Genomic DNA, 23,304 nt, shown 5'->3' on the forward strand with positions numbered 1-23,304 from the left:
CGACGTGGCCCCTGGACGCCTCCCTCCTCGACCCGGACCGCTGCTGCGTCCGCCTCATGCGCATCACCCCGGGCGCCTCCACCGCCGACCCGGGCGACGAGGACGACTACCTCCCCATGACCACCGCCGCCCTGCGCGCCGTCTCCCAGGTCACCGACCGCGCCCTGTCCCGCCTCCGCACCCTCCCCCCACCGCCCCCTCCCGCCCCCTCCCGCCCCTGGGGCGACGTCCCCCACACCCCCCACACCGCGGCCCCATCCCCTTCTCCCTCTTCCGCCCCTAATCCCCTGCGGCCCGGCCCTGTGGCGGCGTCCGAGGTCGTCCTGGGGGCGATCGGCGGATGCCGGCATGTCCGCTCTCGCATCGTCGCGCGAGGCGCCTGCCCGATCGCAGGTATAGGAGTACCATCTGGTACCTAAGGAGGCTGACACGTGGGGATCAAAGAGGAAACACGAGGTCGGGCGGCTCGTACCACAGCGCCTTTGAAGGTGGATCCGGCGGTGGACGAGCTGATCGCGGACGGCGCCCACTTTCTCGGCATGACCAAGAAGGACCTGGTCGCTGCGGCAGTGCGGACCTATCTGGAGATCCGCCGTGAGGAAGTTCGGGCCAGCATGGTGGAGAAGATGCGCAAGCTCGACGGATCGGTCGAGTCGAGCGTTTCACTCGTGACCGGACTGTCGCCCGAGCGGATCAGGGAACTCGGCGGCGTGGGCGAGGACGACTGACCATGCAACCGGCACGCCCCACGCTTCGTGCGCTCCGCGACGATCTGAGGTTACCCCTGCCCTCGGCGCGACAGCCTCTCGACGAACTGGATCACCCCCTTCTCGTGAAGGCCCGGGAGCTCTTCGCCGAGGACAAGACCGGACACGAGCGCATCCGCGCCATTGACGACGAGATCCTTTTCAAGGTCAAGATCCAGCGGTGGCGCGGAGCGGTCTGGGCCGACAAAGACCTGAACCTGCCCTGGCTCGTCGCCGCCGGGCAGCGCGAAGACGGCTCGATGGACGACTTCTACTCGGCGTTGGAGGCCAACGCCAAAGCGGCCCGCGCTCGTTACAACACCGACCACCGCCAGCCTCTCCCGGGCGGTACCTACGTAGGCCATCTTCTGCCAGGCAGGGACGATCACGACCGCTATCAGCTCGAAGCGGGCACACGTCTCGTACGACAACTCTCCTCAGCGATCCGCGAACTCACCCGCGGGTCCCTGCACGACGGACATGAACACGCCGCTGACTTCGCCACGTTCCGCCTCGGCATCCTGGTACGCGCCGAGGACGGCCACGAGACCTACGTGGCGGTACGCATCACCGGCTCCGTCCCCGAGGATCTCACCGCCGTGGTCCTCCGCCACGTCCCTGGGTGCGAACCCGCTGACTGGTACCCCGAATACGCTCTTCCCAGCCGTTCCCTGCTCCCGGCGGAACAAGCCTGGTCGACGCTGATGGATCCCAAGGCGGCAGCGGAACTCCTGAACGAGGGATGACCTGATGGGCTGCCTCTGCGGCAGTCCCTGGCCCCGGAACATCCCGTTCGGCAAGAAGTCGGGGCATCTGACCGAGAACAGCCCCGAGTCCCGCACCGCCCAGGTGTCGACCCCTTGAGAGATCGCATTCGTGAGGGTCGCCCACCGTTTGAAGAGGCGCCATCGTGCCCGAGATCGATACAACCGTCCCGCACAGCGCGAGGATCTGGAACTACTGGCTGGGCGGGAAGGACAACTATCCGGCCGACCAGCAGGCTGGCGACGCGTACGAGAACGTGTTCCCGGACATCAAGCCGTTCGCCCGCGCCTCGAGGGAGTTCCTGATCCGCAGCGTCCGCTACCTCGCCGCCGAGGTGGGCATCCGGCAGTTTTTGGACGTCGGCGCCGGGTTACCGACAGCGCACAACACACACGAGGCAGCGCAGCGAATCGCGCCCGACACGCGAGTGGTGTACGTCGACCACGACCCGCTGGCTGTGCGCTATTACGCGTCGATGATCAGCAGCTCGCCGGAAGGGGCCTGCGCCTACGTCGAGGCTGACATGCGCGACACGGACACCGTGATCGAGCGCGCTGCCCGGACCATCGACCTGGGCAGGAGGCGGACCGTGTCGTCAGCGCGGGCGACGGGGCAGCCCACGGGCCTGATCATCTCAGATGCCATGGGCCACATCGCCGACTACGGCGAAGCCCTCGCCGTGGTCCGGCGCCTCGTAGACGCGATGCCGTCCGGAAGCTACCTCATGCTCTCCCACGGCTCCGACAACGACCCCGTACAAGTCACCGCCCAGAACGCGTACAACAGCAGCGGGGCCGTACCGTACATTCTGCGGACCCCGAAACAGATCGCCGCCTTCTTCGACGGCCTCGACCTGGTCGAACCTGGCCTGGTCAAGTGGCCGGACTGGCATCCCGACGCGGCCACGACGCCCGGACCGCTCTCCGCCGGATACGGCGCCGTCGCCCGGCTCCCGTAGCTCACCGACAGGGGCCCGCTCCCCGCCCCAGCCCTACCTGACCGGGGCGGTATCGCCATTCCCCCCCAGTGACCGAGAAACCGCACATCGTGTCCATGTCCCTCATCCCCTTCCACCGGCTTCCCGTCGAGTCCGAGCAGGACGCCAGGCCGTGGAAAAGGGCGATGGCGCAGCACGCGACGACACTGGCAGGCAGGCTCGCACGCGACGGTGCCCCGGCCGCTTCGAGCGGCCGGGGCACCGTGAATTCGCAGGTCAGCGCCTCGTCACGAGACCTGACCCCGTAGGCCGTGTGGGACGTGAACCCACAACCAATGCATTAAAAGTCCTCGCCAGGAGGTGCCGGACGGTGGTGGACGGTGAGCCGCCATCCGAAACCCGCAGGTCAGACGGGCCGAGGTCGTCGCCCTGTCCGCACCGCACCGCCCGGTGCCAGCACATCCGCTCACGCATCGCTCACGCAGCCCCAACCGATCAGCGACCACGCTCGGCATAGCGGGGGACAGTCGGTTCCAGCTGGTCCGGGCGCGGCCATGGCAAGTACGAGGCGACAAGATCATGTACCGGCACTTGCACAAAATCGCATTTTTGGCCCCCAAATCATCGATCGGGGCTACGATTTGGGTGTGCCAGGCGAAGAGGCGCACCTAGTCGGTGCCGAGGCTGTCCAAAGAGTCAAGCGGTGGCTTGAAGGGACGATGCGGGTGTCGCAGTCCTACACCAACACCGACGGGGCGTGGGCCAAGAAACTTACGCGCCATTGGCCCCACGGCAACAAGAAACAGTTCTCGTTCGACCTGGGCGGCGTTATGCGCGGCGGAGAATGGGATGGTCAAATGTTCTGCGCTGAGGTCAAGTGGCGCAAGAACGCAAGCGACCAGGGGACCGAGTACAGGAGCTTCCTAGCTAAGTGCTACGTGGCACTCAGCGAGGAGTACATGCTTGGTGATCACTATATGTGGATCACCTGGGCACCCTTCCGCGCCAACGACTGGGACAAACTTACTACGCCGGAGTCCATCAAAGAGGCCGTCCTCCTGGAGGCGCCGAGAGTTCTGGGTGTCGACGACCCGCTCCAGGCTGCCGATATGATATCGGACGACCTGTTGCGGGAATTGGCGCGCCGCCTGTGGTTGGTGGTCATGTCCGAGAAGCAAGAGAAACTAGTCCCACTTGATGACTGGCGCGGCGTGGTCGCCAACTTCTACAGCAGCCAGCGGGGGGCATCGTGGTAACGCCGGTCGCGCCGGAAATCGATAGTGCCCTCGACCATCCAGATCCACGTCAGGCGGTTGAGCGCGTTAAGGATGTAGTGCAGCGTCGACTCACAAGCGTCTACCCGCAAGCACGGATCGTTCGTACTGAGTTTTTCAACCACACCTACGTCCCTGATCTACTCATGACCTGGGGCTCGGGTACACGGAAGTTCGAGCGTCGGGTATATCTGCGCACCACGTCAGATGCGGCATTGCTCGCGTCAGATGTATCTCTTTTTCAGCGCGAGGAGCAGCCTCTTCTGGTGCCCCTCGGCGAGGTTTCCGCCGGCCCTTCACTTAACCGATTGGAGAGTGTGGCAGATGAGCACCACACTCTGATCCTCGGACCATCCGGCCTTGGGGCTTTACCTCCTCACAGCGTCACCAGATCTGCTAAGGCTCTGGCCTCTGACGCGATTGTCGAAGGAGGCCGCGGAATCATGCGAGATGAGCAGATCGAAAACTTCCTCACCCGCATCAGCTCGGGAGTCGAAGCCGCGCGAGAAGGCCTGGCCAACCCAACTCGCCTAGCGCTGGGAGAAGTCGAGCGCTGGACAGTCCCTACCGTTTCTCGGCGTATGTCTACGTTTATGGCCGCCATGTGGCAGGGCAGTGGGCGCTCGATGACGGAGTTTCCTGGAGACGCTCCAGTTCTGTCGACCCTGGATGAGACGTCACTCGGGTTGCTGCTCGAATCGGAGGAGATCGTCAGCACAGGGTTCTGGAACAGAATTTGCCCTCTAATTGACGCCAAGACACTAGTACGAACCGGCGTTCGAGATACTCAGAACCTACAACGCTTGATGCGCAGTGCAGCCAGGCAGTGGAAGGGCCACGTGTGCATGATCGTGGATGAAACAAGCACCCCAACTACTACTAGCGAGACCTGGCGCTGGATCGTAGACCAGGGTCGAATTGGCCTAAGGGGACCTGGGTATGTCGCTTACGTAGCCGCAAGTCGCAAAGATCTTGAATTTCCGGATGAATATCCCGCACCATTGCTGGCAACGGTGCGCGAGCGCGCATCTCGATTTTCGATCCCAGTTACCTCCATCCGCATATTGATGACGAACCGCAGTATCGGTTACGACTCTTCCGGCGAAGATGTGACCCATGATCCGCAACTTGACGGCATCAGCGCGGCTCTGGGCCAAGAAGAAGGTGTAGTCGAAGCTCAAGCACTCACTCCAACCGGCGTATCTCTTCGTTGCGGTTTTACATCCCGAACCGCAAGTCCGCCAGGGGCAAGATCCCTAATTCCTTACTCCGAGTTGCTGAGCACTTCGCTGCGCCTTCTACTCGAACTAGACGATCACGACGCAGCAGCTATCGAAGACATTATTTCCACAACTGAACTCCCTAGGTCGGACCATTGGGAACAGCATGGCCTATTCACCGAGTGATCCCTTGGGCCCACGTACATAAATGACATCTCACCCTAGAAGTACGAAGTCACCCGGCCCATCGTCGGCGCCACGTCTCAAAAGTCTTCCAGAACGACTTCCATCGGGTGGGCCCGATCACCGATTCTGTCATTCGTGGTGCGGACGCGAAGTAGCAGACGAGGTCTATGTTGACGGTGATACCTGTCTACTCAACTCTTAAGTTCCCCATTGTGCAGAAATACGGGGGTATTGCGACCCCATGACTGCATCGCAGCGTGGAATCGGCGGCGGAGACGATCTCGGAGGGCCTGTGCGGCGAGATCGGGTGAGAGGAAGGTGACTTCAGACAGCTCCTGGTCACGGGGCTGGAGGGAGCTGACTTTCTCGCGGCTGAGCAACCCGCCGTTGAAGATGAAGGCGAGTTGGTCGTCCCAGGGGCCGTGGGGTGGGACCCAGTCGATGACGAGGAGGCCGCGGAGGGTGACGTCGAGGCCGAGTTCTTCCTTGAGTTCGCGGCGGGCTGCGTCGTCGGGGGATTCGTTGGCCTCGGCCATGCCGCCAGGGAGGTCCCAGCCGGGTTTGTAGGTGGGCTTCACCAGGAGGACGCGGCCCTGCTCGTCGCGGAGGAGGACGTCCGCGGAAACGCGTTTGCGGGCCTGGGTGGCGTTGCCTTCGGCGAGGTAGGCGTTCCAGGCTTCGGGGTCGGCGGGGGTGGGCCTCATGGGGTGGCGCCTTTGCTGGGCGGGGGAACAATGTCGGCGAGTAAGAGCATTCTCGCCCGACGCGTTTCGTCAAAACGCTGCAGCAGAGCGCGGACTGGCGGATGACTGCGGTGGACGGCGAGCGCCGTGTGGAGACCGTCGAGTTGGCAGAGCACGCGGATCGAGCCGAGGTTGGGGTCCGCTGTGAGGACGTCGTGGCTGACCGCCACGGCAGCTTCGACGTCGTCGCACCGTAGATGCAGCTCCGTCAGAGTGATACGGCTCAGGGCCAGCGACCGCGCGCGGTTCGACTCCCGTAGGTGAATGGCGTGTTCGGCACGCGTGCGGGCCTCATCGTGGCGTCGGAGGTCGCTCAGTACGAGGGCGGATTCGAGCGCCAGCGCTGCGGCATCGAAGGGGCTGAGCCAGGGTCGCTCCGCTTCCGAAGCACTGTCGAGAACTTCCTCGGCGCGCTTCGCCAGGCCGAGCAGGTGACCGGGAATCTGGAAGGCGTCGGCGATCTGCTCGAAGATGGCCAGCTTTTCAACCCTGCTCTTGCCGTTCATGTAGTCGTAGAGTCGGCCTTGGGTGATGTCGACGGCCGCGGCGATGCGTCGAGTGCTGATGCCACGGTGGTTGAGCAGTCGGAACAGCGTGCCCATGTCCCGCTCCGCGCAGGCGGCGAGCAGCCGCCGGTCGGCGAGAAGTCCCGCGACGATCTCGCGCGGTTCGCGCTCCGCAACGGTCACGAGCACCTTCTTCCGTACCGGTCTGGTCCGAGGCTACGGCCCGTATCCGCCCCCTGACTCCAACTTGGGGTCACGCGCTGGAGTCTCTTGCGTGCGGCACGCAGTCGTGTACTGAGGGTGCTCCGTTGCTCCAGGTGACGCAACGGCGCCTCCGCTCCGACCGCACTCCCGAGAGGTCAAGCGCCATGCCCAGCACCGTACTTCCGCGTCATCGCGGCCGACTTCACGTGCAGGGCCGCACATGATGGCCGGCCATCGCGCGAGCCCATTCGGATTCCGGGTCGAAGCCGAGTCCGAGGCGGTGCCCGAAGCCCGGCGGAAAATCGTCGCGTTGGTGCGGAGCTGGGACATACCTCTGGCGGACGGGGCGTACGAGGACCTGGAACTGCTGTCGACGGAACTGATCACGAACGCCATTCACTACAGCCGAGCCCCGTGTGCGGTGGTCGTGCGCTGGACCGGCGTGCGGGTCCGGGTCGAGGTCACGGACTCGGATCCGGTCCGCCCGCGACCACGCCACGGTTCGGTGGACGCCGAGGATGGGCGGGGCCTGCTCCTGGTGGAGGCTCTGTCCGCTGTGTGGGGCAGCAGTCCTGATCCGGCGGGCAAGGTCGTCTGGTTCGAGGTCGGGCCGGATGACCACCACAGCCTCGCGGCGGCGTCACGGGATCAGGCGCCACCGTGGAGCACGCCGGGGCTGTGGAGGATCACCACCACCGACGGCTCTGCGACCTCCGGTTACCTGCCCGCGTGGGCCGAGGACGACCCGTCGGAGGTTGGGGTGCCTTCCGATCAACTCCCGTCCCGCCTCGCACACATCAACCACCGGAATTTCTTCGAGGGCCTGATGATGCCGATCGTCGCGCCGGACCACTGGGACGGAGCCGAGGAGGACGCCGTCCTGGAGGGAAGCATCGACTGCGACCCGTACGACGAGGACCCGCACCTCCGAGTGCCAGTCGTCAACCTCCAGGTCTGCGTGGGGCGCTGGATCCTCGGCCTGGACCCGCCGGGAGTCGCCGAGGCCGCCGCGAAGCTCCGCGCCCACGCCAACTTCCTCGACGAGAAGGTACGCCCCGCGCTCATCGCCGCCCGCGAGGACTGGGCCGCCCACCAACCGTCAGCCCAGCATCGCTCGCCAGCCTCAGGCCCGGCGGGCCGCACATAACCCGCACACTCGGCGCCCCGGCCCTTCCCCCTCCCTGTTGGCGCGGCTGTGCGAGCGCCCATGGAGAGCCCCGGCGCCCAGTGGACGTCATCGGTTACCGGACCCCGGACTGCACGACGTCACGCCTTCAGGGTGCCGAGGAGGTCCCCAGCAGTCACGGGCGAACCAGAAGCCTTATCGATTCCCCAGATCAGGAGGACAGCATCATGACCACAGCCACGCAGATCGACAGTGGTGTCGAGTCACGCACTCGGGACCCGAAGGAACTCCTCAACGCCGTCCAGCCGCACATCGCGCACCTGACCGTCAATATCCGCGACAGCGGCATGACGCTCTGGGACCGCGAGATCGCCCTCCTGCTGCGTGACCACACCATGGTCCGCGACATGGCCGAACGGATCCTCGGCAACGCCGTCATGTACACCCTCGCCTGCATCGAGCACCCCGAGGTGCACCTCGGGGTCGGCAAACTCGTCGACATCGGCGTCCACCAACTCATCCTCGACACGCCTGTCTGGTTCGCCCTCTGCGATCTCTACAACGGCGGGCGGTACAAGCACCACGCTCCGTTCATCGAGCGCCGCAGCGACGGACTGTGCCTGCGCACCGCCGACTTCCTCACCTCGATCGGCTTCAAGATCGACACCGAGCTGTGGGCGATCGACGGCACGGACTGCTCGCCGTGCGACAACAAGGTCCCCGACAGCCACTGAACCGAACGGTGCCTCGCCCGTCCGGTGCCTACGGGCATCATGGGGCGGGGCGCCGCCTTCTTCCGCAAGCAGAGGACAGATATGCCTGCGCAACACGACATCGTCGCCGAGACCGAACTGTGGGACACCTACGCCCGCACCGCCTTCAAGGACGAAGCCGAGCCGGTCTTCCGCTGGACGCAGTACGCCGGTCACGGACCCGGCCCTGAGCTCCTGGGGGACCCGGGCAGCGTCCTGGAGATCGGCTGCGGCACCGGACGCGCGCTCGCGCACCTGGCGCAGAGCGGCGTGAAGGCCACAGGCGTGGACCTGTCTCCGGTGATGGTCGAGAAGATCTCTGAGCGCTGGGCCCCGTCGGGAGCGCAGTTCCACTGCGCCGAAGTGCTGGATTACCTCGGCTCCACCGCGGAGACCTACGACGCGGTGTACTCGATCTTCGGCGCGGCCTGGTTCGCCGACCCGTCGAAGCTCTTCCCGCTCGTCCGCCGCCGGCTCAATCCCGGCGGGACCTTCGTCTTCTCCCAGCCACCCGCGATCCCGGGCGCCTACGGCCCACAGGGCATGTACAAGGGTGGCTTCGCGGGGAAGGCCATGTTCACCTACCGCTACAGCTACCGCCCGCCCGTATGGGAACGCCTGCTGGCCCGGGCCGGTTTCACCGATGCCCAAGCCCGCATCCTCGACGCCCCCGAACCCGACCACATCGGTACGCTCCTGGTCCGCGCCCAGGCGTGACGCCGGGCCCAGCCCACGTCGCCCCCGCCGAACGGCCGGAGCCTTTCGCTGTGCGCGGCCGGATTGCCCTTTGTGGACGTCCCCGATCTCATCGTCGGCTCCAGGGACAGCGCAGACGGGGCATTCGTCGCGCGCATCCGGACAGAGCAAGTTCAACGCCCCGTTGATCGAGCATGGAGGAGGTTTGCGAAGGAAAGGGGAGGCTCCGGAACGGTACCCCTGGACGCAGGTCGGTATCAGCGAACGTCGCTACTACAAGCTATTGCCGCTGTTCGCTCAGAAGGTCAACGGCCGCTACGAGTACGAACTCGACGACGTGGTGACACGCATCAAGGCCCGCCTTAACCGGGCAGACGACGCGCGGGCCGTGCGAGCAGCCGCCCTCGATGTCCTCCGGTCCCAGGGATTCAACGAAGAGGCCGCGCGCAAATGGCTGCAGCGACACCGACCTGAGCAGGCTGTAGACGCCTGGCCGCGCAGTCGGCGGCCAAAGGAGCTGTAGGTACCCGTCGCGGTGCGGTACACCCGTCACCTGTCCTCACCGCGGCAGTGCCCCGCGTGGCTGCGGCCACGACAACCTCGCAGTCGCGCTCCCGCTCACGCACGGCCCTCGGCACGGCTGTGCCCCGGCCGTCTTCCGACGGCCGGGGCACCATAACCGCAGGTCAGCGCCTCGTCACGAGACCTGACCCTGTAGGCCCTGTGGGACTTGAACCCACAACCAATGGATTAAAAGTCCACTGCTCTGCCAATTGAGCTAACGGCCCGCACTATCTTGCGAACTTGCACATTCTATCAGTTGCTCTCGACGGCCCTCATTTCCCCAGGTCAGAACGGCCGTTGAGGTGAGCATGAGGGCTTCACGCCCTCATGGAATCTCAGTCACTCTCAGTTACTCTCACTAGCTCGTGCGAGCGCCGTGCGAGCACAAGGGCCCCCGACCCGCAGGTCGGAGGCCCTTTTGCAGCGTCCCTCAAGCCCGTCCAGCGTACCGCTGACCGCCATCACGTGGCCGGTTCTTTCGGCTCCCTGCCGTCGGTCTGAGCGTCGGCAGCAACCGTCGTTTTCCTCGCCCGAGGTACGGCTGCCGCCGACCGCTCGGCCAGCTCCGCGGACCACTCGGTGAACAGTGGCATGTACGTGTCGGCGGTCAGCGTGATGGTGCTGTGCCGCAGTTTGCGCTTCGCGTCCTCCAGGTCGCCGCCGCCCGCCTTTACGAGACCGGCGGCGCCGTGCCGGGTGTCCCGCAAGTTGACGGGCGGCAGTCCGGCGGCGTCACGGATGCGTACGAACTCGCGACTCACTTCGTCGGGGTGGAGCAGTGACCCGTCGAGCGCGGTCCAGATCTTTCCGGTGTCGATCCAGTCGTGACATGGTCGCCCCGCTGACCGTTCGGCACTGGCGTAGGCGTTCCAAGCGTCGCGCTCGGCGAGCTGCTGCACGCGGCGTGCACGGAGGACGGCCACGGTCTCGCGGTCGATCTTGACGATGTCCTGCGATCCGGCGGTCTTCGGCTTCGTCTCGGTCGGCACCCCGTCTTCGACGACGATTTCCTTCTCCACCGAGATCGTCTCGCCCCCCCAGTCCACGCCGGTCCACTCCTGACCTACGCCCTCACCTCGGCGCAGGCCGTGGTGAGTCGCGACGTGGTAGATGCTGTAGAGCCTGTGCGGCTCGGCCGCGTCCAGGAAATGGCCGAGCTGCGTGGGGGTCCAGACCATGACGGGGCTGGGAATCTCGCCCGTGGCCCGCCAGCGCTCGACGCGGGCCGCCGTCCAGAGCAGGCCCTGCGGCCTCCTGTGCGGCGTCAACTCGACGAATTTCGCGGGGTTGAAGGTGATCAGCTTCTGCCCGATGGCGGCGTTCAGCGCGGTCCGGAGCGTCCGGCGGATCGCGTGGAGCGACCCAAGTCCGGTCACCTTCCGGTACGGCTTCATCTCGTCGAGCTTGGCGCGTTCCTTCGCCAGCCGCTCGCGGGCAGCGGCGGGCGGCCGGCCCGGCTTGTCCCAGCGGCAGCGTGCTTCCTGCTCGCGGCGGGCGGCGTTCTCTGCGGCGACGACCTCGGCGGCCTCGGCGATGTCGGCGAAGAGCGCTTCGAGGTGCGCGACGCCGAGCCGGTCCAGGCGGATATGGCCGATGCGTGGGATCAGGTGGTAGGTGACGTGGCTGCGGTAGGACGCGGTGGTGGTGCCGCGGGTCTTCTTGTTGGCGAGCCACTTCGTCAGCCACTGGGCGACGGTCATCTTGCCGTCGAGCGGGACGCCGACGCCGAGCTTCTGGGCTACGTCGGCGGGCGGCGGGATGTCGGCGCGCTCGCGGGCGATGGTGGCGAGGTAGTCGCCGATGCGCCGGAGGTCTTCTTCGTCTTCCTCGCCGAGTTCGAGGACGGACTGCACGCGGGCCAAGTCGTTGTTAGCGTCCTTGACCTTCGCGTAGCCGGTGCGGCGGAACTGCCTCCGGTGTCCCTCTTCGTTCGGCGGCAGCTCAATGGCGATCTGGTACGTCCCGTGTGACGGCTTCGCGAGCTGGGGGCAGTTGTCGCCGAGTCGCTTGCCGCTGCGCCCGCCGCCCTCGCGGCACTCGCAGCGCTTCGTCACACCGCCTGCGCGCCGAGATCCGGGCATCCGGTCCCTCCTTCAGCTCGCTTCTTCGTCTGAGCTTTCACCAATATTCGCTCGCTTATCTCAGTTGGGGCGTTCCGGTTTGCAGTCTCCCATCAGTCATGCGACACCCCTATCTTCGCCAGAATCTCTGGGCGGCTCCTGTTCGATGATGCTTTGCGTCATCGCCGTAAACATCTTGAGGCCCCGTTCGCTGTGAATGCCCAGCTCCTTGGCCGCTCGCCTGATCGTGAGTTTCGGCCTCAGCGGAGCCTTGGGCACCGCACCACCGAGCGCCTTCTTGGAAGCGAGCCCGCTCTCAACCAGGAGAGTCGCCAGCTTGATCCCGAGGGCGTTTGCCAGAGATTCGAAAACCTTCGGGTCGGGGATCGTCTTGCCCGCAAGCATGCGGCTGACGCTCGGCTCGGACATGCCGGCGGCAGCGGCAAGGTCGCGCTTCCCTCCACCTCGGGGCGAGTCGATGTCGTAGCCCGCTGATCGGGCGGCCTCGGAAGTGACCCGGCCGAACCTCTCGGCCCGGTCTGCCCGAGTGGGGCCGGGGTCGTCGTCAGTCATCCTTCCACGGTAGCAAGCATGCAAGTACGTGCGCGAGAGCATGCACGCTACGCAGGGCGGTTTTCAGTCGTGCGCCGGGCGCACTCGCGAGTCTTAGCTTCCTTGCAAGCACGTTGCGTCGATGTTAGTTTCTTGCTCGCAGGCACGATCAAGATGCTTGCAAGCAAGGAGACACCCATGACCATGTACAGACTCCGCAGCTCACGGCTGCGCGAGGCGGCGAGCGCCCACGGCGACGCCACCAGCTACGCCATCGCCAAGCGGACCGGCCTGGCTCAGTCGACGCTGTCGCGGCTCCACAACGGGAAATCCAAGCCTTCGGTGAAATCGCTGCTGACGCTCGCGGACACCTACGGGGTGCCCTTCGCCGAGCTGATCGAGCAGGAGTCGGCATGACGGCCACGACCGAGGAACGGCAGACCCTCACCCTCGACGAGATCCGGGCACTGCCCGCCGTCTGCCCCGCCCAGGACACCGTCTGCGCCGTCTGGGGCATCTCGACCGCGACTTTTTTTCGGCTCCTCGGCGAGGACGGTCTGCCCGTACCGACCTTCACGATCGGCCGCTCCCGCCGGGTCTACCGCGCGGACATCCTGCGCGCTATCGGCGAGGACACCAACGACGGCGCCGGGGCTGCCACCCCGACGCCGCCTGCCGAGACGCACACCACCACCAGCTCTGACCAGTAGAAGGAAGCACGTCCCATGAGCAATTCCACCACGACCCTGCCCGCGCCTAGCGCAGACCGGCAGCCGGTGTTCACCGACGACGGCCAGATTCGCCTCGGCCCGTTCGTCGACCGCTACCTCTGCGACGCCGACGCCCGTGCTGAGAGCACCGACCTCACCAAGATGGCCGGACTCGCCAACGCCACAAGCTTGACCGCCCAGGCCCGCGCCGCCTTCCCCCGCGTCGTGGTCCAGGAGGTCGAGCTGCCGGGCGGCACCGTGGTTCTGTACCGCGAGGCGTCGAAGGGGAAGCCGCACTACATCGCGTGGGACCCGGCGCAGACGACCCGCGCCAAAGTCGAAATCCTGATCACCATCTACGTCGCGGGTTCCGGCGCGTACGTCGAGTACACCCCCGAGGTCTACCGGGCACTCCGCAGTCTCGCGACCTTCCGCAAGGCCGACCACGACCCGAAGGTCATCGCCTTCTGGGACGAGGTCGAGCAGCAGGTCATCGCCTCCACCGACCCGGCCGCCGCGATCGAGTGCATCAGCCGGACCATCACCCGCGAACACGCCGCGATCCTCGCCGAGCAGGCTGGCGGTGCGGCGTGATGGCCGCGCTGTGGGTGGCAGGCGCCGTCGTGCTGCTGTTCTTCGCCATGGGTCTCGACGACCGACGCCAGCGACGCGAGCAGGCCCGCGCCGAGCTGGAGCGCGCGCGCCGTAGGCACCCGTCCGTGGCGGCCGGTGCTGTCGACGAGGCCCATCGGCACCTGCTCAGCAGCATCCCGCGCCCGCGGTCCGGGGAGAACCGGTGACCGGCGCGAGCCCGGCCCAAGTGGCCGCATACGACCAGGCCCTTGCCACCGCCCGAGACCTCGCGGCCAGAGGCAAAACTGTCATCCTCGCCGACGCGCCCACCGGCGCCCAGTGCTCCTGGTGCGACTGCCCGGACAGCGAGCACGTCGACGAGACGTACCGGTGCGGCGGCTGCCCGGCCATGGCCGACGCGATCCTCCGCGTCCTGCCCGAGCGCCCCGAGCGCAAGGCGTTGCCGGTCTGTGCCCCGCACTTCACCGACGCCATGCGGCTGCTCACCACCGTCCTCCTGGGCTCCCTGCCGCCCGAATAACAGGCCCGCGCGGGCCCGGCGTGACTCGACTCCGCCGGGCCCGCGCGTCACGGACCACCGCCAGCACGACCCCAAGGACATCCGTGAACCCCACTGACGCGTCGCCCAACCTGCGGGCCGCCGCCGCCGAGCTTGATGCGGCCGGTCTCTGCGTCCTTCCCATCAAGGCGGACGGCAGCAAAGCCCCTGCCGTGTCCTGGATGCAGTACAAGGTCACCCGCACCACTCCTGAACAGCACGACTCGTGGTTCAACGACGACCGTCCACGCGGTATCGCGGTCGTCTACGGCGCCGTCTCGGGCGCCGTAGAGCTGATCGAGTTCGAGGGCCTCGCCATCCGCGAAGGGCTCCTCGACGAGGTCACCGAGATCATGACCGCCTCCGGCCTCGCCGAGCCGTGGACCGCCATCCAGAACGGCTGGGTGACCGAATCGCCCAGCGGTGGCCGGCACTACCGGGTGCGGCTCGACGGCGCCGCCGTGCCGCCGAACCGCAAGCTGGCGTCACGGCTGGCGGCCGAGGACGAGTACAGCGACGAGGAGCGCCAGCGCGTCGCAGAGAAGCCCGGCTCCAAGATCGTGCGCGTCCTCATCGAGACGCGCGGTGAGGGCGGCTACGGACTCGTCGAGCCGTCCGGCGGCAGCGTCCACGCCTCCGGCCGCCCGTACGTCCGGCTCGCCGGATCTCCGGCCACCATCCCCGTCCTCGACGGCGACGTCATGGACGCCATCCGGAGCGTGTGCCGGATGGTCTGCAAGCTGCCCGCAGTGGAGACGGCACGGACCGCGCCGCGGCAAGCTTCCCCGAGGCCCGACGGCGCACTGCGTCCCGGCGACGACTTCGATACCCGCGCCAGTTGGGCGGAGATTCTCCGCGGCACCTTCCGACCAGTTGGCACACGTGGCGGCGAAACGTACTGGGGCTGGGCGGACGGCGTTGGAGGCGTCAAGGCCACCACCGGCCGCGACGAACACGACCGCTTGTTCGTGTTCGCAACCGGGTCCGACTTCACTCCCGAGGTGCCGTACACCAAGTTTGGCGCCTACTCCCTGCTCGAACACGGCGGGGACCACAGGGCAGCAGCGCGGGCACTGGCCCACCTCGGGTACGGAAGTCGACGGCTGTCCTCCGTAAGTACAGGCCCGCGGGCGGAACCGGCCACGCGGCAGCCGGACGCTGAGCCGGAGATCGACGCGTCTGCGGAAGTAACGCCGTCACCCGACGACGAGGACGACGAGCAGGGGTTCAGCTACTCCCGCGCGTTCGACCTGCCCCGCTCGGTCTGCACTCCGTACGGGTACCGCGTCACCGGCATGGGCGTCGAGGTGCTCAGCCAGAGCGGCGAGAGCTGGAACCGGGTGACGTTCGCTCCTCTCGCTGTGACCGCGACGTTCGAGGACCCCGAGGGCGACCAGTACGTCGAGCTGTCGTGGATCGACAGGAGTCTCGGCCACCCCCGCCGCATCTCGCGGATCGTCAGCCGCGAGACTGCCAAGCGCGGCCGAAAGTTGATCGAGACTCTCGGCTCTGCCGGGCTGCCCGCCGTCGAGGGCGACGCAAGGGCTGTCGAGAAGTGGCTCGCCGAGTTCGAGGCGGCGAACGTCCACCGCATCCCGTCCGAGCAACTGGCCCGCTGGCTGGGCTGGCAGGACGACGGCACGTTCGTCTCGTCCCCCGAGGATGGCATCAAGGTCGACGTGGCGTTCGAGGAGCAGCGCGGCCCGGCCCGCGCGCACGCCCCGAAGGGCAGCCTCGACGCCTGGAAAGAGACCATCGCCCAGCTCGCCGAGTTCCCGGTCCCGCGCGTCGCGGTGGCCGCCGCTCTTGCCGCCCCGCTGCTGCGGCCTCTGGGCCTCAACTCGTTCACGCTGGATATCTCCAGCCGGTCTACCAAGGGCAAGACGACTGCCCTTCAGTGCGCGCTCAGCGTGTGGGCAGACCCGTCCGAGCACGCGAGCGCGCTGTCCAACTGGCGCACCACGCTGTACGCCATCGAGAAGCGGCTCAATCTGGTTCGAGGCATCGTCACGATCTTCGACGAGACCATGGCCGTCCAGGACGACAGCCTCATTGATGAGGTGCTGTACCAGCTGCCGATGAACCACGGGAAGGGGCGCAGCGGGGGCGCGTTCGGCAACATGCTGCCCTGGGAGACGATCCTGCTCTCCTCCGGCGAGCGGCCTGCCCTCTCCTTCACCACCAGCCAGGGCGCGGCGGCCCGCATCCTCGGCACCACGATCGCCCCCTTCGGAGAAAACGGCGGCAGCGCGGCAGCAGCAGCCCGCGAAGGCGTCCTCGCGAACCACGGGCACGCCGGGCCCGAGTTCATCCGCTACATCCTCAGCGGTCTCGCCCAGCCCAACGGGCAGGACGCCCTCCGCCAGCGACACCGCCAGCTCGTCGAAGAGGTCCGCGGCGGCGGCGACATGACCAACCGCCGAGCGCCGATGGTCGCCGCCCTGGTCCTCGCGGAGACCCTCGCGTGCGGCATCGGCCTGCTGCCCTACGAACCGCTCGCCTTCGATGTATGGCGCGGCCTGTTCACCGCCCACAACCCCACTGACAACCGGCCGGAGATGGCCCTCGACGTCCTGCGCGAGTACGTGGCGGGCCACGCGCACGAGCTGTACTCGACCTCGCGGACGTACATGGCTCCCGAGCAGCGTCCGCCGTACGCCGGGTGGCTCGGCGTGATGGCCAGCGACGGCGGCGTCATCAAGGTGTCGCTACTGCCTGAGCGCGTCCGCAAGATCCTCGCCGAGGCCGGCTACTCCCTGGACGCGGTAGTCGGCAGCTGGGTCGACGCGGGCTATCTGGAGACGCTCAAGAGCCAGCGGCCCGCCCATCTGGTTCCCCGCCGATTCGACGGCGCTCGCGCCAAGTGCCTCGCCTTCACCCCGGCGGGCATCAACTTCGGCGGCGACCAGGACGAGGCGGCATGAGCGCCGCCAGCACGGTGGTACGCAGCGATTGCGTACCACCCAAGACGGCCAGTAACCCCAGCTCAGAGGGGTTCTTCCGGTCTCAGCGGGGCCGGTACGCACCTGCCTGGAATTGGCACCGATCGGGTGTGGGTGCGCGTGCGTGCGCACCCGAGCGCGAGCGCGCCTGTGCGCGCACATGCACACCCCTGTCTTTCTGCGTACCTGCGTACCACTCCCTTCTTAGAGAGAGATAACCGCAGGTCATCTGCCCTTTCACCCCGGTACGCAGCCGGTACGCAGCCGGTACGCACTGCGTACCTCCCTCTCTCCTCCTTCGTCCTCAAGCGAGGTGACCTCTTGTCCGATATCGAGACCTTCGCGCCCCGGCCGTACCAGGCCGAGGCCATCCAATCCGTACTCACGGGCTGGGCCGAGCAGAAGAACCGGCTCGCCGTCGTACTGCCGACCGGCGCCGGGAAGACTGTCGTCTTCGCCAACCTGATCGCCGCCCGCGACGCCGCCGGGGAGCTGCCCGGCCGCGTCCTGGTCATCGCCCACCGCGAGGAACTGATCCAGCAGGCTGCCGACAAGATCCGGGCCGTCGTGCCCGGCCGTACGGTCGGCATCGTCAAGGCCGGCCGCGACGAGACGTACGCCGACGTCATCGTGGCCAGCGTGCAGACCCTCGCGGTCGAGCGACGGCGCCGCCGCATCGACAGCGTCGGCATGATCATCGTGGACGAGTGCCACCACGCTGCCGCACAGACCTACCGCGACGTGCTGCGGCACTTCGGTGCCTGGGACGGCGTACCCACCGTGGGCTTCACTGCGACCCTCACCCGCACAGACGGCGGCCTGGCCGACATCTGGACCGAGGTCGTCTACCGCATGGACACCCTCGACCTGATCGAGGCCGGGCACCTGGTCGACGTCGTCGGGAAGCGGGTCGTGGTCGACGGCCTCGACCTCGACCGCGTCAAGACGGCCGCGGGCGACCTCGTCGGCGGGCAGCTCGGCCAGGCCCTGGAGGACTCCAACGCGGCCGCCGTCGTCGCCGAGGCGTACCGCACGCTCGCCGCCGACCGCCCCGGCGTCGTCTTCACCCCGACCGTCAACTCCGCCCGCGTCATGGCAGAGGTGATGACGCAGGCCGGGATCGCCACCGGGGTCGTGTACGGCGACATGCCCGTCGAGGACCGCCGCGCCGCCCTCGCCCGGTACAAGGCGGGCGACCTCCAGGTGCTCGCCAACTGCATGCTGCTGACCGAGGGGTTCGACGCGCCGCACACGTCGTGCGCCGTGATCGCCCGGCCGACCAAGTCGCCGGGCCTGTACGTCCAGATGGCCGGCCGCGCGCTGCGCCTGCACCCCGGTAAGACCGACGCGCTGATCCTCGACGTCGTCGGTGCGAGCACGCGCCACAAGCTCGCCTCGCTCGTCGACCTGTCCGAGCGGTCCATCCCGGCCCCGCGCGACGGCCAGTCGCTGACAGCTGCGGCGCGCGGGCCCGTCGAGGTGGTCGCGCCCACCGTTCAGCCGGTGCTCCGCGTGGAGGACATCGAGATGTTCACCGCGTCGAGGGTGCGCTGGCTGCGCACCCGCAGGGGCACGTGGTTCATTCCTGCGGGCGACGTGCTGCTGTACCTGGTCGCCGACCACGTTGCGGGCGGCTACCGGCTCCGGAAGTGGGAGGGCGGTGCCGAGCAGGCGCCGCCCCGCGACGAGGCGTTCCACCTCGAAGAGGCGATGCACTGGATGGAGATGCACGCCCGGCGCGTTGCCCGCGGCACGCTGCTGCTCACCCGCACCGCCGGTTGGCGGAACGCCCAGCCGAGCAGTCGGCAGCTCGGCTACTGCCGTCGCTATCGCATCCCGATCCTGCCTGGCGCAACGGCGGGCGACGTCTCCGACGCAATGGACGTCCACCGCGCCTCGGCGACCCTCGATCGCGTCCTGGTCGGTGCCGCGTGACCGCCCGGAACGCGCGCCCGCGCGCCCTGGCGGCCGTGCTGCACGTCGACTTCGGGCAGTGCACCCGCGACGGCCGGTGGCTCTCCCAGCCGTCCGCGAGGTACGAGTGCTACCGGTGCGGCGGCACCGAGGGACCAGTCACCGGCCCCCACCCGGTCGCGTCGTTCGTCGAGCACGTCAAACGCGTGCACGCCACCCGCTGCGCCACCCCGCCCGCCGCGGACGCGGCGTGATCACCACCCTGGCCGCCGTCCTCGTCACCTGGACGGCCGCCTCGATCCCCGCAGGCGTGCTCATCGGCCGCCGACTCCGACACCTCACCCAGGAGACGACCATGTTCGTGATCCCCGCCGACCTCGACCGCTGGCACCCGAACGACATCAACCGCTGGCTCCGCGACATCGAGGACGACGAGAACATCAGCGACGCCGAGTTCGAGAGCGCGATGGCCGCGGTCGACGCCGCACTGCTCGGCACCACCGGCCAGGCGTGAGGAAGGAGCTGGTCATGTCGGAATCGGATTGCGAGCTGTGCGAGCGCCCCGCCGGATACGCCTACCTGTGCGAGGCGTGCGCGCAGGCCCTCGGGCAGGAACTCGCCGCGATGCCCCACCTGTACCGCGACCTCGCGGAGGAACTGGTGCCGCTCGGGTCGAACTGGCCCCGCAGCAACGGCGGGCACGGCACGCAGACAGACGCGCCGATGCCGCTCGTCGAGCGCCCCCTCGTCCTGCGCGGCCCCGGCGGGATCGTCGGTGTCCTGGAGGACTGGCGGGCGGCACTGCACTCGGACCGCGGCTGGGTGCCGCCGCGACTCGCGCCCGGCGTCGAGCCGCGCGTACACGCCGCAGTGAAGGCGCTGATCGTCGAACTGCCGTGGATCGTCGCGTGCTGGCCGCAGGCCGGTGAGTTCGCCGCCGAGATCCGCAGCCTGTACCGCGACGCCAGCTCTGTGACGGCGCCGGCCGAACGGCCGGGGGTACGCATGGGGTACTGCCCGGCGATCCGTGACGGGGCGCTGTGCGGTGCGGTGCTGCGCCTGCCGCCGGGCGTCGATGCCATCACGTGCGCCTGGTGCCAAGCGGAGTACCCGCAACGGCTGTGGCCGTGGCTCCGGACGGTGCAGGACGAGCTTGGCAGGGCGTCGTGACCATACTCAACGGGGTGTTGTGTATTAACCCCACGTTGGGTACTGTAGTGGGGATGACGAATCCGACTTGGCGCGAGCGAGTCGAGACCGAAGAGCAGCTGCTCCAGCAGCTGAACACCCAAGTCTCCGAAGCCGCGAAACGACGAGCCGCCGCCCTCGCTGAGGGCGTCGCGGAACTCGGCAGCGTCTACGCCGTCGCCAAGGAGCTGGGCCGAAGCCAGACCGCCATCGCCAACGCCATCAAGCGACACGCCCCCGAGGCGTAGCTACACCCCACAACTGAAGACGGCCCGAGGCCGGGATTGCCGTCCCAGCCAAGGGCCTGACCGAACTCCCTGACCAAACCAAGGAGACGGCTATGGCTAACTCTGCCATGCCCACGCGCAGCCCTGCGCAGCAGCTCAACGACCGCTTCACCACGATCTACGCCAAGCACAGCGAGCGCATCACCGCGCTGGTGCGCCGCGAGGTCCGGGTGGCCGACCGAGACATCGCCGAGGACCTGGCCGCCGACGCGTTCTTCCGCGCCTGGCTTGACCTCCACAAGTGCAACGCCACCACCGACGCCCAGATGTTCGCCTGGCTCGCGGTCGTTGCTCGCCGTACCGTCGGCCAGCACTACCGGATCAAGAAGAACACCATGGAACGCCCCGTCGACACCGGTCACTGGTCGTTCGCGAACCGCGACCTGGCCCCGGCCGGCGGCTGCTACACCCCATCGCGGAACGGGTTCCGCACCGCGACGGGGGACGACGGTCCGGCCATCCCGAAACTGCCGATCCCCGGCCCCCGCGGCCCCGTCGACCACGACGGCGACTCCGACCCCGACGTCGACGAGCTGCTGCGCCGCGTCCGCGAGCACCGCGCCCTGGTCGGTGCGCGATGACCGACGAGCCGATCGTGCTGCCTGCCGACCCCGACCAGCCCGTGCCCTACACGGTCGACGACACCGCCGCGAAGGACAGCCACCCGGCCGAGTCCACGTTGTCCAGCGATGTCGTCGACCTGCTCGCCGCGATCCGTGACGCCCTCGACGTGCCCCTGCCCGGTGTCGACGCCCGCGACGAACGCCGCTTCTGCTGCCTCATGGACGACCGGCGCAGCGCCGTATACGCCACGCTCAAGGCTCTCCTCGACGAGCGCGACCCGCGGATCATCGCCCGCGACGCCGAGTACATCCGCCGCCGCACCGCTGACACGCCCATCACGTACACCGTGTGGCAGCCTGCCGGGGGTGAGCAGGCGTGAAGCACCTCCGCGCGCTTCCGCGCCACCTGGCCCGCGCCGTGATCTACCTGGCCGCCGCCTCGATGGCGTCCTGGTCGCTGTACGTGGTAGCCCACGACATGTACGGCGTCCCCCGACCGCTGGCCGTCATCGTCGCCGCAGTCTTCGACGGCGCCGCCCTGGCCTGCCTGAACCTCGCCTCCGACGCCGTCGACGAGTCCCGCTCCGCCGCCGGGCCCCGCACCGCGACGCTCGCCCTCGCGACGGTCTCGATCTACCTCAACGTGAGCCACGCCCGGTACATCGGCGGCGGCTTCGGCGCCGCCCTGCTCTTCGCCTCCCCCACCGTGGCGCTGCTGCTCATCTCCGACCTGTCGTGGGCAGCGACCCGCGCCCGAGTGCGGGCTGCCCGCGGCGAGCGTCCGATGACGCTGCCCGTGTTCGGCACCTGGGGGTGGCTCCTGGCCCACCGTCAGGCGTGGCAGGCCACCGTCGACAAGGCCGCCGCCCACGTCACCGGACAGACCTCCACGCCGAAGGAGCCCGGCCCCGGCCGTACGGCGACCGCCGCACTCCGCGAGCACTTCGCCGCCCTCGACCCCGCTGATGCGGTCCGCATCGCCCATGATGCGCAACCCGCGCTGCCGCCCGCCGAACTGGCCTCGCTGCTCGTCACCTACGGCGTCACGGTCGACGCCGTCCAGGTCGCCCTCGTCCTCCACCAGCGCCGCCCCGTGGTCGAGATCGACCGTGACACGGATGATGCGGACCCTGATGCGCCGCAGGTCGGCGGCCGTCCGGAGCTGACGAAGGCCGAGGCGATTCTCGACGCCGCCTCCGCGCTCGGCCCCGGCGCGAAGGCCGCCGACGTCGTCGCCCGCGTCGCCCGCATCCACCGCATCACCACCGACGACGCCTACGTCCGCACCGTCCTGTCACGGGCCAAGAAAAACACCCGCCCGCATGACGGCATCGGCCAGGGCGGAGGCGGATACGCGTGAGCGAGATCGAGAAGGCCACCGCCGACGCGGTGCTCGCGGCCCGGCAGTCCGAGGACTACGCCGCGCTGCTCGCCACCATCCGCGCCGAGATGGAGCAGCGGCAGCAGGGCCCGCAGATCGTCCACGTCCACCAGGCGCAGCCCGACCGCACGATCCAGCGCCTCGCCCTGGGCGCAGGTCTCGGCGCCGGAGCGGTAGCGGGCGCGGTGTACTTCGGGCCGCTGCTCATCGCCTCCCTGACCACCATGGCGGTCATCGTGCTCGCCGGAGCGCTCGCCATCGCCGTGCTCGCCTGGGCGATCGTCCACGTCGTGACCGGCGTCCGCCCCGAGCCCAAGGGCAAACGGCGCTGACCTGCCCTTCCGTCCGGCCGCGCACTGTCGCGGCCGGAGCGGTGGGACCGGACAGCCCGGACCCAGGAGAGGACACCGTGCCCGTAGACCGACTCAGCGGCCTCAGCCCGCTCGACCTCGCCCGCGTCCTGCGCATCGCCGGAATGGCCGCGATCCGCAAAGACGTCCTCACCACCCGCCAGGAGAAGGCCATCGACCGCATCGCCGAGCGGGCCCGCCAGCGCCGCGAGCAGAAGGAGAACACCAAATGAGCAGCTACGTCTTCTCGCAGTTCGCGACCCTCGGCGGCGCCGTCGTGCGGGTCACGACGGCCGCCGAGGGCGACCAGGAGTGGAAGTGCCTCGGGTGCCGTGACCGCTCGCTCTTCCCCAAGCCCGAGCACCTGATCCGCGCCGAGGCCAACGACCACGCCGCGATCTGCCGGGCACTGCCGACGGACTGACCAACCCCGCGGCGGCCGTGCATCCGCCAAGACAACCGGCCGCCGCGGGCCCCCGCACCTCCGCAGAGAGCAGGAACCACCA

31 protein-coding genes and 1 tRNA gene are annotated in these 23,304 nt (G+C 68.1%); 27 read left to right on the forward strand and 5 right to left on the reverse strand.

Annotated features, from left to right (window positions below):
* Positions 1-500 precede the first annotated feature (500 nt).
* The 6 genes from ACIOC1_RS00160 to ACIOC1_RS00185 all read left to right on the forward strand — a co-directional run bounded on the left by ACIOC1_RS00160 (position 501) and on the right by ACIOC1_RS00185 (position 5,128).
* Positions 501-728: a hypothetical protein gene (locus ACIOC1_RS00160; RefSeq protein ID WP_391042746.1), complete on the forward strand. Its 228-nt coding sequence runs from the start codon at positions 501-503 to the stop codon at positions 726-728.
* 2 nt (positions 729-730) lie between these two features.
* Positions 731-1,492, forward strand: coding sequence for a hypothetical protein (locus tag ACIOC1_RS00165; protein WP_401850649.1), 762 nt, complete (start codon positions 731-733; stop codon positions 1,490-1,492).
* A 161-nt stretch (positions 1,493-1,653) separates the two neighbouring features.
* Positions 1,654-2,469 (forward strand): SAM-dependent methyltransferase, encoded by an 816-nt coding sequence (locus ACIOC1_RS00170; RefSeq protein ID WP_401851933.1) that lies wholly within the window; start codon positions 1,654-1,656, stop codon positions 2,467-2,469.
* Between the two features lie 68 nt (positions 2,470-2,537).
* Positions 2,538-2,756 carry a hypothetical protein gene (locus tag ACIOC1_RS00175; RefSeq protein WP_401850652.1) on the forward strand — a complete coding sequence of 73 codons (219 nt, stop codon included), beginning with the start codon at positions 2,538-2,540 and terminating at the stop codon, positions 2,754-2,756.
* A gap of 339 nt (positions 2,757-3,095) precedes the next feature.
* Entirely contained in the window at positions 3,096-3,704 is a 609-nt protein-coding gene (locus ACIOC1_RS00180; protein ID WP_401850655.1) for a hypothetical protein, read from the forward strand.
* Complete coding sequence (locus ACIOC1_RS00185) at positions 3,698-5,128, forward strand: hypothetical protein (RefSeq protein WP_401850657.1); 1,431 nt, start codon at positions 3,698-3,700, stop codon at positions 5,126-5,128. Before ACIOC1_RS00180 ends, ACIOC1_RS00185 begins: the two co-directional genes overlap by 7 nt.
* A 191-nt stretch (positions 5,129-5,319) precedes the next feature.
* Here the strand turns inward: ACIOC1_RS00185 and ACIOC1_RS00190 are convergent, their stop codons facing one another.
* Positions 5,320-5,832 carry an NUDIX domain-containing protein gene (locus ACIOC1_RS00190; RefSeq protein ID WP_401850660.1) on the reverse strand — a complete coding sequence of 171 codons (513 nt, stop codon included), beginning with the start codon at positions 5,830-5,832 and terminating at the stop codon, positions 5,320-5,322.
* Entirely contained in the window at positions 5,829-6,560 is a 732-nt protein-coding gene (locus ACIOC1_RS00195; RefSeq protein WP_401850662.1) for a helix-turn-helix domain-containing protein, read from the reverse strand. Before ACIOC1_RS00195 ends, ACIOC1_RS00190 begins: the two co-directional genes overlap by 4 nt.
* A gap of 244 nt (positions 6,561-6,804) precedes the next feature.
* On the opposite strand from ACIOC1_RS00195, the gene ACIOC1_RS00200 reads away from it, so the two are divergent.
* The 4 genes from ACIOC1_RS00200 to ACIOC1_RS00215 all read left to right on the forward strand — a co-directional run bounded on the left by ACIOC1_RS00200 (position 6,805) and on the right by ACIOC1_RS00215 (position 9,678).
* Positions 6,805-7,728: an ATP-binding protein gene (locus ACIOC1_RS00200; protein WP_401850665.1), complete on the forward strand. Its 924-nt coding sequence runs from the start codon at positions 6,805-6,807 to the stop codon at positions 7,726-7,728.
* Between the two features lie 206 nt (positions 7,729-7,934).
* Positions 7,935-8,441 (forward strand): hypothetical protein, encoded by a 507-nt coding sequence (locus ACIOC1_RS00205; RefSeq protein WP_401850667.1) that lies wholly within the window; start codon positions 7,935-7,937, stop codon positions 8,439-8,441.
* A gap of 81 nt (positions 8,442-8,522) precedes the next feature.
* Positions 8,523-9,176, forward strand: coding sequence for a methyltransferase domain-containing protein (locus ACIOC1_RS00210; RefSeq protein ID WP_391159421.1), 654 nt, complete (start codon positions 8,523-8,525; stop codon positions 9,174-9,176).
* A 163-nt stretch (positions 9,177-9,339) separates the two neighbouring features.
* Positions 9,340-9,678, forward strand: a complete 339-nt coding sequence (locus ACIOC1_RS00215) for a hypothetical protein (RefSeq protein ID WP_401850670.1) — start codon at positions 9,340-9,342, stop codon at positions 9,676-9,678.
* 192 nt (positions 9,679-9,870) lie between these two features.
* Here the strand turns inward: ACIOC1_RS00215 and ACIOC1_RS00220 are convergent.
* From ACIOC1_RS00220 to ACIOC1_RS00230, 3 genes are all read right to left on the reverse strand, one after another.
* A tRNA-Lys gene (locus tag ACIOC1_RS00220) sits at positions 9,871-9,943 on the reverse strand.
* Positions 9,944-10,180: 237 nt separating this feature from the next.
* On the reverse strand, positions 10,181-11,800 hold the full coding sequence (gene xerC / locus ACIOC1_RS00225; RefSeq protein ID WP_401850672.1) for a tyrosine recombinase XerC: 1,620 nt from the start codon (positions 11,798-11,800) through the stop codon (positions 10,181-10,183).
* 96 nt (positions 11,801-11,896) lie between these two features.
* Positions 11,897-12,352 (reverse strand): helix-turn-helix domain-containing protein, encoded by a 456-nt coding sequence (locus ACIOC1_RS00230; protein ID WP_401850675.1) that lies wholly within the window; start codon positions 12,350-12,352, stop codon positions 11,897-11,899.
* 177 nt (positions 12,353-12,529) lie between these two features.
* Between ACIOC1_RS00230 and ACIOC1_RS00235 the strand changes: the two genes are divergently transcribed.
* From ACIOC1_RS00235 to ACIOC1_RS00315, 17 genes are all read left to right on the forward strand, one after another.
* Complete coding sequence (locus ACIOC1_RS00235; RefSeq protein ID WP_401850678.1) at positions 12,530-12,748, forward strand: helix-turn-helix domain-containing protein; 219 nt, start codon at positions 12,530-12,532, stop codon at positions 12,746-12,748.
* Complete coding sequence (locus tag ACIOC1_RS00240; RefSeq protein ID WP_401850679.1) at positions 12,745-13,041, forward strand: hypothetical protein; 297 nt, start codon at positions 12,745-12,747, stop codon at positions 13,039-13,041. The genes ACIOC1_RS00235 and ACIOC1_RS00240 overlap by 4 nt, the downstream gene beginning before the upstream one ends.
* Before the next feature lie 15 nt (positions 13,042-13,056).
* Complete coding sequence (locus ACIOC1_RS00245; protein ID WP_401850682.1) at positions 13,057-13,635, forward strand: hypothetical protein; 579 nt, start codon at positions 13,057-13,059, stop codon at positions 13,633-13,635.
* Positions 13,635-13,841 (forward strand): hypothetical protein, encoded by a 207-nt coding sequence (locus ACIOC1_RS00250; protein WP_401850685.1) that lies wholly within the window; start codon positions 13,635-13,637, stop codon positions 13,839-13,841. Before ACIOC1_RS00245 ends, ACIOC1_RS00250 begins: the two co-directional genes overlap by 1 nt.
* Positions 13,838-14,155, forward strand: coding sequence for a hypothetical protein (locus ACIOC1_RS00255; RefSeq protein ID WP_401850687.1), 318 nt, complete (start codon positions 13,838-13,840; stop codon positions 14,153-14,155). Before ACIOC1_RS00250 ends, ACIOC1_RS00255 begins: the two co-directional genes overlap by 4 nt.
* An 83-nt stretch (positions 14,156-14,238) precedes the next feature.
* Positions 14,239-17,097, forward strand: coding sequence for a DUF927 domain-containing protein (locus tag ACIOC1_RS00260; protein ID WP_401850689.1), 2,859 nt, complete (start codon positions 14,239-14,241; stop codon positions 17,095-17,097).
* 339 nt (positions 17,098-17,436) lie between these two features.
* Positions 17,437-19,050: a DEAD/DEAH box helicase gene (locus tag ACIOC1_RS00265; RefSeq protein WP_401850692.1), complete on the forward strand. Its 1,614-nt coding sequence runs from the start codon at positions 17,437-17,439 to the stop codon at positions 19,048-19,050.
* Complete coding sequence (locus tag ACIOC1_RS00270) at positions 19,047-19,283, forward strand: hypothetical protein (RefSeq protein WP_401850695.1); 237 nt, start codon at positions 19,047-19,049, stop codon at positions 19,281-19,283. The genes ACIOC1_RS00265 and ACIOC1_RS00270 overlap by 4 nt, the downstream gene beginning before the upstream one ends.
* Complete coding sequence (locus ACIOC1_RS00275) at positions 19,280-19,543, forward strand: hypothetical protein (RefSeq protein ID WP_401850698.1); 264 nt, start codon at positions 19,280-19,282, stop codon at positions 19,541-19,543. The genes ACIOC1_RS00270 and ACIOC1_RS00275 overlap by 4 nt, the downstream gene beginning before the upstream one ends.
* 14 nt (positions 19,544-19,557) lie before the next feature.
* Complete coding sequence (locus ACIOC1_RS00280) at positions 19,558-20,199, forward strand: hypothetical protein (protein ID WP_401850700.1); 642 nt, start codon at positions 19,558-19,560, stop codon at positions 20,197-20,199.
* Positions 20,200-20,252: 53 nt separating this feature from the next.
* Positions 20,253-20,465: a LysR family transcriptional regulator gene (locus ACIOC1_RS00285; protein WP_401850703.1), complete on the forward strand. Its 213-nt coding sequence runs from the start codon at positions 20,253-20,255 to the stop codon at positions 20,463-20,465.
* 92 nt (positions 20,466-20,557) lie between these two features.
* Entirely contained in the window at positions 20,558-21,085 is a 528-nt protein-coding gene (locus ACIOC1_RS00290) for an RNA polymerase sigma factor (protein WP_401850705.1), read from the forward strand.
* Positions 21,082-21,447, forward strand: a complete 366-nt coding sequence (locus tag ACIOC1_RS00295; protein WP_401850707.1) for a hypothetical protein — start codon at positions 21,082-21,084, stop codon at positions 21,445-21,447. Before ACIOC1_RS00290 ends, ACIOC1_RS00295 begins: the two co-directional genes overlap by 4 nt.
* The gene (locus ACIOC1_RS00300) at positions 21,444-22,427 is read left to right on the forward strand and encodes a hypothetical protein (RefSeq protein WP_401850710.1); all 984 of its coding nucleotides are present in this window, start codon (positions 21,444-21,446) and stop codon (positions 22,425-22,427) included. Before ACIOC1_RS00295 ends, ACIOC1_RS00300 begins: the two co-directional genes overlap by 4 nt.
* The gene (locus ACIOC1_RS00305) at positions 22,424-22,780 is read left to right on the forward strand and encodes a DUF6251 family protein (RefSeq protein WP_401850712.1); all 357 of its coding nucleotides are present in this window, start codon (positions 22,424-22,426) and stop codon (positions 22,778-22,780) included. Before ACIOC1_RS00300 ends, ACIOC1_RS00305 begins: the two co-directional genes overlap by 4 nt.
* 77 nt (positions 22,781-22,857) lie before the next feature.
* Complete coding sequence (locus tag ACIOC1_RS00310) at positions 22,858-23,031, forward strand: hypothetical protein (protein ID WP_401715336.1); 174 nt, start codon at positions 22,858-22,860, stop codon at positions 23,029-23,031.
* Positions 23,028-23,222, forward strand: coding sequence for a hypothetical protein (locus tag ACIOC1_RS00315; RefSeq protein ID WP_401715334.1), 195 nt, complete (start codon positions 23,028-23,030; stop codon positions 23,220-23,222). The genes ACIOC1_RS00310 and ACIOC1_RS00315 overlap by 4 nt, the downstream gene beginning before the upstream one ends.
* Positions 23,223-23,304 lie beyond the last annotated feature (82 nt).

Origin of the sequence: Streptomyces sp. NPDC088197 (assembly GCF_044741185.1) — a bacterium.
GTDB lineage: Bacteria > Actinomycetota > Actinomycetes > Streptomycetales > Streptomycetaceae > Actinacidiphila.